Origin of the sequence: Curtobacterium sp. VKM Ac-2922 (assembly GCF_022815645.1) — a bacterium.
Classification (GTDB): Bacteria; Actinomycetota; Actinomycetes; order Actinomycetales; family Microbacteriaceae; genus Curtobacterium.
Genome location: NZ_JALGRO010000004.1, coordinates 49,224 through 62,655 on the forward strand (window position 1 = coordinate 49,224; position 13,432 = coordinate 62,655).

Genomic DNA, 13,432 nt, shown 5'->3' on the forward strand with positions numbered 1-13,432 from the left:
GGCCGGTGGCTGAGTAGCGTTGGGTCCATGACCGAACAGCCGCTCTCGATCCTGATCGCCGGAGCATCCGGGTTCATCGGGACCCCCCTGGTACGCGCCCTGCGCGACGCCGGACACCACGTGTCGACCCTGGTCCGCCGCGAGCCGCACTCCCCCACCGAGTTCCGGTGGGCGCCCGGGCGACGGCCCCTCGACCCGGCGGTGCTCGACGGCGCCGACGTCGTGATCAACCTGGCCGGGGCGAGCATCGCCAAGCTGCCCTGGACCGAGACCTACAAGCAGGAGATCCGCTCCTCGCGCGTGGACGCCACGGACACCCTGGTCGAGGCCATGCGACACGCCAGCACGCCACCGAAGCTGTTCCTGTCCGGGTCGGCGTCCGGCATCTACGGCGACCGTCCGTCCGACGTGCTGCAGGACGACGCGGGTGCCGGCCCCGGGTTCCTGGCCGACGTCTGCGTCGCGTGGGAGGCCGCCGCCGCAGCCGCACCCGAGGGCGTCCGCGTGGTGACGCTCCGCACGGGCATCGTGATCGGCGAGGGTGGCGGCGCACTCGCACCCCTCCTGCCCCTGACCAAGCTCGGCCTGGGCAGCCGCCTCGGCACCGGTGGGCAGCACTGGCCCTGGATCGCACTGCAGGACGAGGTCGGCGCGATCGTGCACCTGGCCACCGCCGCCCCGGGAGTCTCCGGACCGGTGAACCTGGCCGGACCCGAGCCCGCCGTGGCCGAGCGCATCACCAAGCGTGTCGCCGAGGACCTGCACCGCCCGTACCTGTTCCGGGTGCCGGAGTTCGCGCTCCGCGCGCTGCTGCGTGACGCCGCGGACGAGATGCTGCTGTCGAGCCAACAGATGGTGCCGACGAAGCTGCTCGAGTCGGGCTACGCGTTCCGGTACACCCGCGCCGAGGACGCCGTCGACGCGGTCCTGTAGCGCGGGCGGCGCGCCGCGCACCCGCGCGCTGTCGAGAGAGCAGAAGACGTCGGGTCGCCACGCGGCACCCGACGTCTTCTGCTCCCTCGACGAACGCCCGCCGCGCTCGTCACGCGTGCGGAGCGCGCGGCGCGTGCGCGAGCGCCGTCCGCATCGCGGCCCGCGCCCGCTTGCGGTCGCCGGCGGCGTCGTACACGACCCCGAGCCGGAACCACGCCCGCCAGTCGTCGGGCGCGGCCTCGACCGCGGCCTTGTACGCGGGGAACAGCTCGTCGGCCGCAGCGCGGGTGGGTCGGCCCGACGGACGGACCGCGACGACGTCGTCCGGCGTGGCGCCCTCGCGCTCGAGTCGCGCGCCCAGGCGGGTGATCCGCAGCCCGAACCGGAACTCCAGCACGAGCAGCAGCACCCCGATGACGGCGATGACGGCGAGCGCGATGCCGATCGCGATCCCGATGGCCAGCCCGGTCGCGATGAACGCCACGGCCCGCTGCCCGATCAGCACGATGTACACCAGCAGCAGCACCGCCATCAGCGCCGCGCCCCAGAACGGCGAGCGGATCCCCACGTCAGCCGATCCCGAGCACGGTGCCGAGCCCGACGGACAGACCCCGCAGGTCACCGAGCGCAGCCAGCGCAGCACGGATGCCGGGGGCGTACGCGGCGTCGTCGGTGGTGTCGTGGCGGATCGTCAGGACCTCGCCCGGGCCGCTCAGCACGACGTCCTGCACGGCCTTGACGCCCGGCAGGCGCAGCGAGTGGATCGGCACGCTGGCCACCTGCTGGCCCCGGGCGCGCTGGTCGACGTGCGGCGCGTCGACGGGGCCGACGTCGCGGCGGGCCTCGGACACGAGCTCGGCGGTGCGGACGGCGGTGCCCGACGGCGAGTCGATCTTGCCGGCGTGGTGCGTCTCGACGATCTCGACGGACGGGAACCACGGCGCGGCGATCGTCGCCAGGTGGGTGCCGATCACCGAGCCGATCGAGAAGTTCGGCACGACGAGCACGCCCTGGTCGGGGCGCTCTGCGAGCGAGGTCCGCAGGCCGGCGAGCCGCGAGGCCGACCACCCGGAGGTGCCGACCAGCACGTTCGCGCCGCTGCTGAGCGCCGCGGCGACGATGTCCGGGCTGAGCGCCGGCACGGTCACGTCGACCACGATCGCGGCCCCGGCGAACACGGACGGGTCGGCCCGGTGCACGGCGTCCTTCGACGACAGCCGCGCCACGAGTTCGAAGTCGGGCAGTTCCTGCACGACGGAGGCCACGAGGCCCCCGAGACGACCGGTGGCGCCGACGACGGCGACGGGAGTGACCATGCGCCCATCCTAGGATCGCCCCATGACCACCGATCGCACTCCGGTCACCGTCCGCACCGTGCCCGCCGACCTGCCCGAGGTCGACGCGCTGCTCGACGCCTACCTGGACGAGCGCGAGGCGACGTTCCCGAGCGCGCAGGGGTCCTACTCCCGCAAGCGCACGCCGGCGGCCGAGTTCACCCCGCCGAACGGCGTGTTCGTGGTGGCGTACGACGGTGACGACCCGGTCGGCTGCGGTGGGCTCCGGCGCATCGCGGACGACGGGGACCAGGTCCGGTACGAGGTCAAGCACGTGTTCGTCGCGCCCGCCGGACGCGGTCGCGGGGTGGCGACCGCAGTGATGGACGAGCTCGAGCGTGCGGGCGCGGCGATGGGCGCGACGGCGATCGTGCTCGACACGAACGACTCGCTGGTCGCCGCGGCGGCGATGTACCGCAGCCGCGGCTACGAGCGCATCGCACCCTTCAACGACAACCCGAACGCGACCGCCTGGTACCGCAAGCCGGTCGCGTCCGACGCGACCCGCTGACGGACCGGAGGCGCGTGGCGGGCCCGCCACGGGCCTCCCGTCCGGTGGTCCGACGGCCCAGGTGCGTCGGGCCAGGTACGTCGGGCCACGGACGTCGGGCCAGGGACGTCGGTCGCCGCTACAGGGGCTGCTCGACGGGCAGCCCGGTCCGGAGCTCGACCGGCAGGTGCGCCGTGTCGTTGAGCGTGACGAGCTCGGCGGGCTTGGCCGACCGGATCCGGATGACCGTCAGCGCGGTATGGGCGACGTTCGTCCCCATCCACCGCCACTCGGGGGCTTGGAAGACCTCGCGGACGAACCACCCGATCACGGCGTTGTGCGTGATGATCAGGTCGTGGCGGTCCTGGATCGACGGCGTGAACCACTCGGCCACGGCATCGCCCATCTGGGCCTGTCCGGCGAGGATCTCCTCTTCGGTGATCCCGCCGTAGAACTTCTTGTACGCGGTCGGCATCTCGGGCGTCGGACCGGAGGGGATGCAGTCGAACAGCAGCGTCGACGGTTCGGGCTGGATCGCGGGCAGGCGCCGTGCCAGGAACGACGCGGTCTCGCTCGGCGCGTCCAACGGGGAGTGCCAGACGCCGTCGAACGGCACCCCGCCCAGCCGGTCGGCGATGAGCATCGACTGGCGCTTGCCGCGCTCGGACAGCTTGCCGTCGCGCAGACCGTGCTCGGCGTCCTGGTGCTCGCCGTGGCGCACGAGGTAGAGGTAGTGCGACATGTCCGTCACCGACCGCCGGTGCCGATCGCCGCTTCGAGCGTCGCCCGCTCGACGTCGCCGACGACCGCGGTGATGGTCGGTCGGGTCAGCAGGTCGCGCGCGAGCTCGAGGACGTCGTCGGTGGTGACACGGTCGACGCGGTCGAGTGCGGTGTCCAGGTCGGTGAACTCCCCGGTCCCGAGTTCGGCGCGGCCGAGCCGGGTCATGCGGGCGTCGGCGTCCTCGAGCGAGAGCGTGACGGCACCCTCGATCTGGCCCTTCGCCCGGCGGAGCTCGTCGTCGGTGATGCCGTCGTCGGCCATCTTGCGGAACTCGGCGTCGATGATGTCGATCACCCCGGCGACGTTGTCCGGCGCGCACCCGGCATAGACCCCGAAGGCACCGTTGTCCAGGTAGGCGGGCGCGAAGGACGACACCGCATAGGCCAGTCCCCGGCGCTCGCGCACCTCTTGGAACAGGCGCGAGCTCATCCCGCCGCCGAGCACGGCGTTCAACACGCTGAGCACCGGCCGACGGTCGTCGCGCAGGTCGAGTCCCTGCGACCCGCGGAGCATGCTGACCTGCTCGGTGGGACGGTGCACGACCGTCAGGCGTTCCTCGGCGCGGTCGGCCACCGGTTGCGCGACTCGTCGGGCCACCGGTCGCGCCTTCGATGCGCCGCCGAAGACCTCGTCGACCAGGGCGCAGAACTGGTCGTGGTCGACGGCACCAGCGGCGGTGATGACCAGACCGCTCGGCGCGTAGTGCTCGGCGTAGTGCGCCATCACCTCGTCGCGCTGGACGGCGCGGATGCTCTCCGGGGTGCCGCCGATGGGCCGACCGAGCGCATGCCCCTCGAACGCCGCGGCGAAGAACGCCTCGCCGGCCAGGTCCGCCGGGTCGTCGGCCGCCATCGCGAGCTCTTCGAGGATGACGCCGCGCTCGATGTCGAACGCGGCGGGCTCGAGGACCGAGTCGGTCACCATGTCCCCGATGACCCGCACGGCCATCGGGACGTCGGCGTCACGGACCCGTGCGTAGTAGCACGTGTACTCCTTGGCCGTGGCGGCGTTGTGCTCGCCACCGACGGAGTCGAACGCGACGGCGATGTCGAGTGCGCTCCGGCTGGTCGTGCCCTTGAACAGCAGGTGCTCGAGGAAGTGCGTGGAGCCGAACTGGCCGGCACGTTCGTCGCGGGACCCGACGCCGACCCAGTACCCGATGCTCGTGGAGTGGGATGCCGGAACCGCCTCGGTCAGCACGCGGACGCCCGACGGGAGCACGCTTCGGCGGACGAAGGAGCCTCCGGACGTCAGGAACGACGTGTCCGGGGCCTCGAGGGGCAACGGCACTGGGTGGTTCATCGCGGTCGAGCCTACTGATCATCCGACCCCCGACTTCCAGTTTGGCCGCCGCGCTCAGACCTCCTTCGGACGTGCCTCGAACTGGGGTACAGGATTTGAGGACAGACCGACTCGTCTGTCTGTCCTCCTTGTGGTACTGTTGGTTCACCGGATCGGCAGCCCCCCTAGATACCGATCCGGTGGCTCGGGACATCAGTCCTCGGCGGCACGAGTCCCCCCACTCAGTCGCGGAGCCGATGACCCCAAGGAGAGCCACGCTGTGACGGTCGATTCCCCCCAACCGGCCGTCCAGCGTCTCCCTGGAACGAGCACTGCGGCCTCCGCGCCGTCGGACGGGTCGAGCCTCCCCCCGGCTCCCCGCTCCGGCGGCGCGAAGGTCCGCATCCTCGAGACCGCGTCGCGGTTGTTCTACGACGAGGGCATCCACGGCGTGGGCGTCGACCGCCTGATCTCCGAGGCGAGCGTCACGAAGGCGACGTTCTACAAGCACTACGGATCCAAGGACAACCTGATCCTGGCCTACGTCACCGCCCAGCACGAACGCGTGCAGCAGCGCTTCGAGCAGGTCGTCGACGGCGCATCGGATGCGCAGGACGCCGTCCGCGCCTGGGTCGCATCGCTCGTGTCCGACGTCAACGACCCGGCTTTCCGCGGCTGCGCGTTCCTCAACGCCGCCGCCGAGTACCACGACCCGCGCAGCCCCGTCCGTCAGGTGGTGGCGATGCACCGCGACTGGTACACCGAGCGCCTCGGCGACCTGCTGCAGGAAGCCGGGCACCCGATGCCGGGCGACGGCGCCGACGAGCTCATGCTCGCCCGCGACGGTGCGATGTCCGGCGCGTACGCGGGCGACGCGATCGCGGCCACGGCTGCGCTCCAACGTGTCGCCGACCGCGTGCTCGCCGGCTGAACCACCGCATCTGCGGCTGAACCACCGCATCTGCGGCTGCCCGGCCGCATCTGGGGCTGCCCGGCCGCGTCGCGGAACGTTCACCGACCGGTTTGCGCGCTGCCCCTCGTGGCGTGACCCGTTCGGGGGTACCGTCACCCCCACGATCGACCACCCCGCCGATCGCGGCCAGGTCGATCTGTCTCCCTGCTGTGTCGACCGGGTCCCGTGCAAACCAGCACGTCTCGAGGACATCGATGTTCGACAACGCCTTCATCCGTCATGCCGTCGACCGCAGCGCTGAGAACGCGCTCGACCGACGCCGCTTCTTCGCAGCCGCCGGTGTCGCCGGCGCCTCAGCCGGCATCGCCGCACTCGGCTCGTCGGTGCTCACCGGCGACCGCGCCGCCGCCTCCCCCGCCGAGGACGGTGCCGTCTCCGATGCCGCCATCCTCAACTTCGCCCTCAACCTGGAGTACCTCGAGGCCGAGTTCTACCTGCGTGCCGTGTTCGGCACCGGCCTGACCGACAGCATGATCACCGGCATCGACCCCCAGGGGCCGGTCGTCGGTGGCAGCAAGGTGCCGTTCAAGACCGCCGCCATCCGGGGCATCGCCACCGAGATCGCGAACGACGAGCGAGCCCACGTCGCGTTCCTCCGGTCGGCGCTCGGCGGCGCCGCCGTCGCCCGACCGAAGATCGACTTCACGAACGCCTTCACGGCAGCAGCACGTGCCGCCGGCGTGGTCGGTCCGACCGGCAGCTTCGACCCGTTCGCCAGCGAGGAGTTCTTCCTGCTCGGTGCGTACGTGTTCGAGGACGTCGGCGTCACCGCCTACAAGGGTGCCGCTCCGCTCATCACCAACAAGACCTACCTGAGCGCGGCAGCGGGCATCCTGGCCGTCGAGGCGTACCACGCGGGCATCATCCGCTCGAAGCTGTACGACAAGGGCCTGCAGGTGCCGGCGAACAAGATCTCCGACGCCCGTGACTCGCTCGACGGGCCGACCGACGACGACCAGGGGATCACGACCTCGACGGGCGCGGTCAACTTCGTCCCGACCGATGCCAACTCCCTGGCCTACGGTCGCACCGCCGAGCGCGTGCTCAACGTGGTGTTCCTGACGCCGAACCAGATCGACAAGGGCGGCTTCTTCCCCGAGGGCGTCAACGGCCCGATCGTCGCGAGCGGCAACCCCGGCAGCGCGACCGGTCCCGCCTGATCCATCGGGTCGCCGTGAGCGCGACCACCTGACGGCCAGGAGGCGCGGTGCGGGCCCGCACCGTGCCTCCTGTCCGTCCCCCGGTCACCTGGGTGACCTCCCGGTCACCACCCGGGCACGGGTGGTTGCCTGGGCACATGGCCAACGACCCGCTCTGGCGCCTCCCCGAGGTGCCCACCTTCACCCTGACCAGCCCCGACTTCGCCGACGGCGACGTGCTGCCGACCTCGGCACGCGGTTCCGACGTCGGGGGCCAGGACCGCTCCCCCGCACTCGAGTGGTCCGGCGCTCCCGAGGGCACGCAGAGCTACGTGCTCACCGTGTACGACCCCGACGCCCCCACCGGCTCCGGCTTCTGGCACTGGAGCGTGTCCGACATCCCCGGGTCGGCGACCTCGCTGCCCGCCGGTGCCGGCACGGACGACGCCCTGCTGCCCGCCGAGGCCATGCGTCGCCGCAACGAGTACGGCACCGACACCTTCCTGGGTGCGGCTCCGCCCGCCGGACACGGCGCACACCGGTACTTCTTCACGCTGAGCGCGCTCGACGTCCCCGTGCTCGAGGTCCCGGCCGACGCCACCCCCGCGGTCGTCGGCTTCATGCTGCGCGAGCACCTGCTCGGGCGCGCGCAGCTCATGGGCACGCAGGAGACCCCGGGGTCCTGAAGTCCTGCCCCTCTCCGACTCGGAACGACACCGTCGATGTCGTGCGACGACGATCGTGTCGTTCCGAGTCGCACCTGACCGCCAGGGCATCTCACACACGCGGAACGGCCGCCGCCCCCAGGGGCGACGGCCGTTCGTGCAGTCAGGCGAGGGGCGTTCAGCCCTCGGCCGGCGCCTCGGCGTGCGAGGTGTGACCCTCGCCACCGGCCGTGTCGACCTCGTCCGCCACGACCGGTGCGAGCGAGAGCTTGCCGCGGTCGTCGACCTTGGTGACCTCGACCAGGACCTTCTGGCCGACGCCGAGCACGTCCTCGACGTTCTCCACACGCTTGCCACCGGCGAGCTTGCGGACCTCGGAGACGTGCAGCAGACCGTCGCGACCCGGCAGCAGCGACACGAAGGCGCCGAACGTGGCGATCTTCACGACGGTGCCGAGGAACTGGTCCCCGATCTCCGGGTTGGTCGGGTTGGCGATCGCGTTGACCTGCAGGCGCGCTGCCTCGGCCGACGGACCGTCCACGGCACCGATGTACACGGTGCCGTCGTCCTCGATGGAGATGTCGGCACCGGTGGTGTCCTGGATCCCGTTGATCGTCTTGCCCTTCGGGCCGATCAGCTCGCCGATCTTGTCGACGGGGATCTGCACCGAGATGACACGCGGCGCGGTGTCCGCCATCTCGTCGGGCGCGTCGATCGCCTCGGTCAGCACACCGAGGATCGCGGAGCGCGCTTCCTTGGCCTGCTTCAGCGCGGCGTCGAGCACGGACGACGGGATGCCGTCGAGCTTGGTGTCGAGCTGGATCGCGGTGACGAACTCCGAGGTACCGGCGACCTTGAAGTCCATGTCACCGAGGGCGTCCTCGGCACCGAGGATGTCGGTCAGCGCCGCGTACCGGGTCTGACCGTCGACGGTGTCGGAGACCAGGCCCATCGCGATGCCGGCGACGGGGGCCTTGAGGGGCACACCCGCGTTGAGCAGCGACAGGGTCGAGGCGCAGACGGAGCCCATCGACGTCGAACCGTTGGAGCTGAGCGCCTCGGACACCTGACGGATCGCGTAGGGGAACTCCTCGCGCGACGGCAGCACCGGCACGAGGGCGCGCTCGGCCAGGAAGCCGTGCCCGATCTCGCGACGCTTCGGCGAACCCACGCGGCCGGTCTCACCGGTCGAGTAGGGCGGGAAGTTGTAGTGGTGCAGGTAGCGCTTCTTCGTGACGGGCGACAGCGAGTCGATCTGCTGCTCCATCTTGAGCATGTTCAGCGTGGTGACGCCGAGGATCTGCGTCTCGCCGCGCTGGAAGATCGCGGAACCGTGGACGCGCGGGATCACGGCGACCTCGGCGTCGAGCGGACGGATGTCGGCGAGGCCGCGACCGTCCATGCGGACCTGCTCGGTCAGGATGCGGCCGCGGACGACCTTCTTCGTGACCGACTTGTAGGCGCCACTGACCTGGCCGTTGGCGCTGTCGGGCAGCTCACCGGCGGAGACCTTCGCCGCGATGGCGTCCTTGACGCGGGCCTTGAGGGCATCGTCGGCGTTCTGACGCTCGACCTTGCCGGCGATCTTGTAGACGTCGCCGAGTTCGCCGAGGGCGATGGACTCGACCGCGGCGTAGACCTCGGGCTCGTAGGCCGGGAAGACCGGGTAGTCCTGGATCTCCTTGGCCGACTGCGCGGCCATCTTGGCCTGTGCTTCGACCAGGACCTTGAGGAACGGCTTCGCCGCTTCGAGGCCCTGGGCGACGACGGCCTCGTCGGGCTTGGTGGCGCCGCCCTGGATGAGGTCCCAGCTGTGCTCGGTGGCCTCGGCCTCGACCATCATGATCGCGACGTCCTGGTTGCCGGCCTCGTCCGTGACGACACGGCCCGCGACGGTGAGGTCGAAGACGGCCTCGGCGAGCTGCGATGCCTTGGGGAACGCGACCCACTGGTCGGTGCCGTTGGCGCCCGGGATGAGCGCCAGACGCACACCGGCGATCGGGCCGGAGAACGGCAGACCGGAGATCTGCGTCGATGCCGAGGCGGCGTTGATCGCCAGCGCGTCGTAGAACTCGTCCGGAGCAATGCTCAGGACGGTGATGACGATCTGGACCTCGTTGCGCAGGCCGTCGACGAACGACGGGCGCAGCGGCCGGTCGATCAGACGGCAGACCAGGATCGCCTCGGTGCTCGGGCGGCCCTCACGGCGGAAGAACGAACCGGGGATCTTGCCGGCTGCGTACGAGCGCTCTTCGACGTCCACCGTCAGGGGGAAGAAGTCGAAGCCCTCGCGCGGGTGTTTGCCGGCGCTGGTGGCCGACAGCAGCATGGTCTCTTCGTCCAGGTACGCGGCGACGGCACCCTGTGCCTGCTGCGCGAGACGACCGGTCTCGAACCGGACCGTCCTGGTGCCGAAGCGACCGTTGTCGATGATCGCTTCCGCGAACTTGATCTCGGGACCCTCCAAGAGGATGCCTCCTTGTGTTCTGGATGCAGCAGACCCGGCCTCGGGCACACGCGTGCACGTGCGCTCCACGACGCGGAACGCATGTCTGGCCAGCAGTAGAAACAGTCGGGATGCCTCGGCCCGCATGCCACCACCGATGACCAGCTTCGTGCCGGTCTGCGTGCGATGTTGTGTGTCGTCACGGGAAACGGTCCCCGGACGCCCTGACTTTAGCAGTCGCCGGTGAATCGACGGCGAGGCTCGTCGCGAACGGGCGTGTCCTCGCTAGCCTGACCGCATGCGTCGAAGCCATTCCGGACGCGCGTTCGTCGCGGCCGCCGTCCTCCTCGGTGCGCTCGTCGTCCCCGCCGTCACCGCCTCCCCCGCCAGCGCGACCGACTACCCCACGTGGCAGGACGTCCAGGCAGCCAAGGGCAACGAGCAGGCCAAGCAGGCCGAGGTGTCGAAGGTGCAGGACGCGCTGAAGGCCGTGCAGGCCGACGCCGCGGGCAAGTCACAGGTCGCGCTGGACGCGGCCGCGAAGGCCGACCAGGCCGACGCCGAGCTCAGCGAGGCCGCCCAGACCGCCACGAGCCTCCAGGCCCAGGCCGACCAGGCCGCACAGACCGCGCAGCGGGCGCAGACGCGCGCCGGCCAGCTGGCCGCCAACCTGTACCGCGACGGCTCGACCAACCAGATGACCACGAAGATCGCCACGGCGAAGGACCCCGACGAGCTGCTGTACCAGCTCGGCGCGATGGACCAGCTGACGACCACGTGGACCAGCGTCCTCGACGACGCCTCCGTCGCAGCCGGCACCGCGTCGTCGCTGCACGACCAGGCAACCCGGGCCGAGGCCGAACGCGCACGGCTGGCCCAGGCCGCCGAGGACCGGTCGGCAGCGGCGAAGTCCGCCCAGGCGAAGGCCGATGCCGCCGTCGCGTCGACGAAGGACCACAGCGACGAGCTCTACGCGCAGCTGGCGTCACTCAAGGACACGACGGCGAAGGCCGAGCAGCAGTACGCCGTGGGTCAGGCCGTCGCCGCGCAGGCAGCGGCGCAGGCCCGGGCGGCGCAGGCGGCAGCGCAGGAGCAGGCGCTCGCAGCCCAGCAGGGAAGGCAGGCGAGTGCTGCGTCCTCCGGCAGTTCGTTCCCGGACACCGGCGGCGTGACGGTCGACCCGGCCGGCGCGAAGGCCTACGCCCGCAGCGTCCTGGGCAACTACGGCTGGGGCGACGACCAGTACGGGTGCCTGGTGTCGCTCTGGACGCAGGAGTCCGGCTGGCGCGCCAACGCCCTGAACTCCTCGAGTCTTGCCTACGGCATCCCCCAGGCGCTGCCGGCGAGCAAGATGTCCGCCGCCGGGGCCGACTGGCTGACGAACCAGGACACGCAGATCAACTGGGGCCTGTCCTACATCAAGTCGAGCTACGGCACCCCGTGCGGTGCGTGGAACCACGAGATGAGCGTCAACCCGCACTGGTACTGAGCGGGGGCCTGCCCGGCATCGTGCGAGGTCGACGGGTTGGTGCCTGGCAACAACCACGCACGGAGCCGTCAAGCGTGCACCCAGGCCGGACCTCGCACCGGTCGGGCTAGTGGCCCAGCCCGCCCAGCAGGCTCGCGAAGTCGCGCACCTCGGGCAGTGCGTCCGCCTGCTGCGGGACCCGACGGGAGGCCCCGATCGCCCAGGCCAGGTCGGCTCCGGCCCGGCGGATGCGTCCGTCCAGGGCCACCTGCTCACCCTGGGTGCCCCAGTCGTCGGTCGCCGCGAACACCCCGGTCGGCACGACGGCCGCGCGCAGGTACGCGAACACGGGACGGATGGCGTGCTCGATCGCCAGGGAGTGGCGTGCCGTGCCCCCGGTCGCCGCGATGAGGACCGGCATGTCCTGCAGGGCGTCCTTGTCCGTGATGTCGAGGAAGGACTTCGCCAGGCCGCTCATGCCGGCGGTGAACACCGGCGTGACGAAGACCAGGGCGTCCGCCTCGACGACCGCGGCCGTCGCGGCGGCCAACGCGGGCGCCTGGAACCCGGTGAGCATCGCGTCGATGATCTCGTGCGCCAGCGGACGCAGGTCGACGTGCACGACGCGAGCCGAGCCTCCTGGCTGCTGCTCGATGGCGGCGACGGCGGACTCGGCGAGACGGTCGGCGAGCAGGCGGGTCGACGACGGCTCGGAGAGCCCGGCGGAGACGACGGCGATGGTGGTCATGGTGACGTCCGATCTTTCAATGCGTTTGCATGAACACCCTACCGAACCCGCGCGCCCCCGCAACCATTCCCCGCGCCCCGCCCGAACGCGAGAACGCCCCGGTCCTCACGAGGAGGACCGGGGCGTTCGGTCAAGCGAGTGTCAGACGACGACCAGCGGCGCTGACGTCATCGGCGCAGGCCGAGACGCTCGATGAGCGTGCGGTAGCGGGCGATGTCGACGTCGGAGAGGTAGCCGAGCAGGCGGCGACGCTGGCCGACCATGAGCAGCAGACCACGACGCGAGTGGTGGTCGTGCTTGTGCTCCTTGAGGTGCTCGTTCAGGTCGTTGATACGACGCGTCAGAACGGCGACCTGGACCTCGGGGGATCCGGTGTCGCCCGGGTGGGTCGCGTACTGCTCGATGATCTCCTGCTTGACCTGTGCATCAAGTGCCATGGTGATCCCCTTCTGTTCTCGATGAGAACGTGTCCGTTGCGCGGTGCCCATGCCGGATGCATGAGCGCTCTTGATCCGCGGCCGTTCGACGGCAACCTGGAGACTCTACCAGAACGGCGGGTCTCAGACGGTTCTCGCTCGCAGACCCCGACGGCGTGGACGCACCGGCATCAGACTGCGGACGAGGCCGACCAGGGTGGCCCCGAGCAGCCCGCCCAGGCCGTTCGCCAGCACGTCGCGGGGATCGGCGACACGGTACGGCAGCAGTTCGGCCTGCGCGAGCTCGATGCCCGCGGACAGGGCGACGGCGATGACCGCGGCGACGGCCCACCAGCGCCGGGGCAACCACAGCGCGGCGATGGCACCGACCGGCACGAACATCGCGATGTTCGCCAGGAACTCCGTGCGGTCGTAGGTCAGCCACGTGCCACCGGGCAGCTGTCGGGCGAACGACAGCGCCCGGAGCACCAGCGTGTCCTCGGCGTGCGAGAACACGTGCGGCGTCAGCGTCATCCGCCAGATCACCCAGGCGTAGGCGGCCGTCACGGCGAGCAGCAGGAGTTTCCGGAGCATCCGGACAGTGTGGGGGTGCGCCCTGCGCGGGACCTGGTGCGCGCCTGAGCGGGACCGGCACCCCACCTGTGGGATCGCCTGCACGGGGTGGCACCGTGCACGCCCGGGGTGGAAGCATGGGCGCAGGGCGGGACAGGGCCGCCCGGCAGCGCCGACGGAGCA

General features: G+C 71.1%; 14 protein-coding genes. 6 read left to right on the forward strand and 8 right to left on the reverse strand.

What is annotated here, in order from left to right:
- Window positions 1–27 precede the first annotated feature (27 nt).
- Window positions 28–933 carry a TIGR01777 family oxidoreductase gene (locus MT346_RS05750; RefSeq protein ID WP_243561872.1) on the forward strand — a complete coding sequence of 302 codons (906 nt, stop codon included), beginning with the start codon at window positions 28–30 and terminating at the stop codon, window positions 931–933.
- Between the two features lie 109 nt (window positions 934–1,042).
- On the opposite strand, the gene MT346_RS05755 is transcribed toward MT346_RS05750, so the two are convergent.
- On the reverse strand, window positions 1,043–1,501 hold the full coding sequence (locus tag MT346_RS05755) for a tetratricopeptide repeat protein (RefSeq protein WP_374202507.1): 459 nt from the start codon (window positions 1,499–1,501) through the stop codon (window positions 1,043–1,045).
- 1 nt (window position 1,502) lies between these two features.
- On the reverse strand, window positions 1,503–2,249 hold the full coding sequence (locus MT346_RS05760; protein WP_243561873.1) for a 4-hydroxy-tetrahydrodipicolinate reductase: 747 nt from the start codon (window positions 2,247–2,249) through the stop codon (window positions 1,503–1,505).
- 22 nt (window positions 2,250–2,271) lie between these two features.
- Between MT346_RS05760 and MT346_RS05765 the strand changes: the two genes are divergently transcribed.
- Window positions 2,272–2,778 (forward strand): GNAT family N-acetyltransferase, encoded by a 507-nt coding sequence (locus MT346_RS05765; protein WP_243561874.1) that lies wholly within the window; start codon window positions 2,272–2,274, stop codon window positions 2,776–2,778.
- A 118-nt stretch (window positions 2,779–2,896) separates the two neighbouring features.
- Here MT346_RS05765 and MT346_RS05770 read toward each other — a convergent pair whose 3' ends face one another.
- Window positions 2,897–3,499 (reverse strand): histidine phosphatase family protein, encoded by a 603-nt coding sequence (locus MT346_RS05770; protein WP_243561875.1) that lies wholly within the window; start codon window positions 3,497–3,499, stop codon window positions 2,897–2,899.
- A 5-nt stretch (window positions 3,500–3,504) separates the two neighbouring features.
- On the reverse strand, window positions 3,505–4,842 hold the full coding sequence (locus MT346_RS05775; RefSeq protein ID WP_243561876.1) for a pitrilysin family protein: 1,338 nt from the start codon (window positions 4,840–4,842) through the stop codon (window positions 3,505–3,507).
- Window positions 4,843–5,101: 259 nt separating this feature from the next.
- Here MT346_RS05775 and MT346_RS05780 point away from each other — a divergent pair, with 259 nt between their 5' ends.
- The 3 genes from MT346_RS05780 to MT346_RS05790 all read left to right on the forward strand — a co-directional run bounded on the left by MT346_RS05780 (window position 5,102) and on the right by MT346_RS05790 (window position 7,619).
- On the forward strand, window positions 5,102–5,752 hold the full coding sequence (locus MT346_RS05780) for a TetR/AcrR family transcriptional regulator (protein WP_243561877.1): 651 nt from the start codon (window positions 5,102–5,104) through the stop codon (window positions 5,750–5,752).
- Window positions 5,753–5,988: 236 nt separating this feature from the next.
- A complete protein-coding gene (locus tag MT346_RS05785; RefSeq protein WP_243561878.1) occupies window positions 5,989–6,954 on the forward strand; it encodes a ferritin-like domain-containing protein in 966 nt (321 codons plus the stop codon).
- 137 nt (window positions 6,955–7,091) lie between these two features.
- Window positions 7,092–7,619: a YbhB/YbcL family Raf kinase inhibitor-like protein gene (locus MT346_RS05790; RefSeq protein ID WP_243561879.1), complete on the forward strand. Its 528-nt coding sequence runs from the start codon at window positions 7,092–7,094 to the stop codon at window positions 7,617–7,619.
- A 157-nt stretch (window positions 7,620–7,776) separates the two neighbouring features.
- On the opposite strand, the gene MT346_RS05795 is transcribed toward MT346_RS05790, so the two are convergent.
- Window positions 7,777–10,065 carry a polyribonucleotide nucleotidyltransferase gene (locus tag MT346_RS05795; protein ID WP_243561880.1) on the reverse strand — a complete coding sequence of 763 codons (2,289 nt, stop codon included), beginning with the start codon at window positions 10,063–10,065 and terminating at the stop codon, window positions 7,777–7,779.
- Window positions 10,066–10,342: 277 nt separating this feature from the next.
- Here MT346_RS05795 and MT346_RS05800 point away from each other — a divergent pair, with 277 nt between their 5' ends.
- Entirely contained in the window at window positions 10,343–11,533 is a 1,191-nt protein-coding gene (locus MT346_RS05800; protein ID WP_243561881.1) for a hypothetical protein, read from the forward strand.
- A gap of 106 nt (window positions 11,534–11,639) precedes the next feature.
- Here the strand turns inward: MT346_RS05800 and MT346_RS05805 are convergent, their stop codons facing one another.
- The 3 genes from MT346_RS05805 to MT346_RS05815 form a co-directional block, all read right to left on the reverse strand.
- Window positions 11,640–12,260 carry a CE1759 family FMN reductase gene (locus MT346_RS05805; protein WP_243561882.1) on the reverse strand — a complete coding sequence of 207 codons (621 nt, stop codon included), beginning with the start codon at window positions 12,258–12,260 and terminating at the stop codon, window positions 11,640–11,642.
- Between the two features lie 167 nt (window positions 12,261–12,427).
- A complete protein-coding gene (rpsO, locus tag MT346_RS05810) occupies window positions 12,428–12,697 on the reverse strand; it encodes a 30S ribosomal protein S15 (protein WP_243561883.1) in 270 nt (89 codons plus the stop codon).
- A 123-nt stretch (window positions 12,698–12,820) separates the two neighbouring features.
- Window positions 12,821–13,270, reverse strand: a complete 450-nt coding sequence (locus MT346_RS05815; RefSeq protein ID WP_243561884.1) for a VanZ family protein — start codon at window positions 13,268–13,270, stop codon at window positions 12,821–12,823.
- Between the last annotated feature and the right edge of the window lie 162 nt (window positions 13,271–13,432).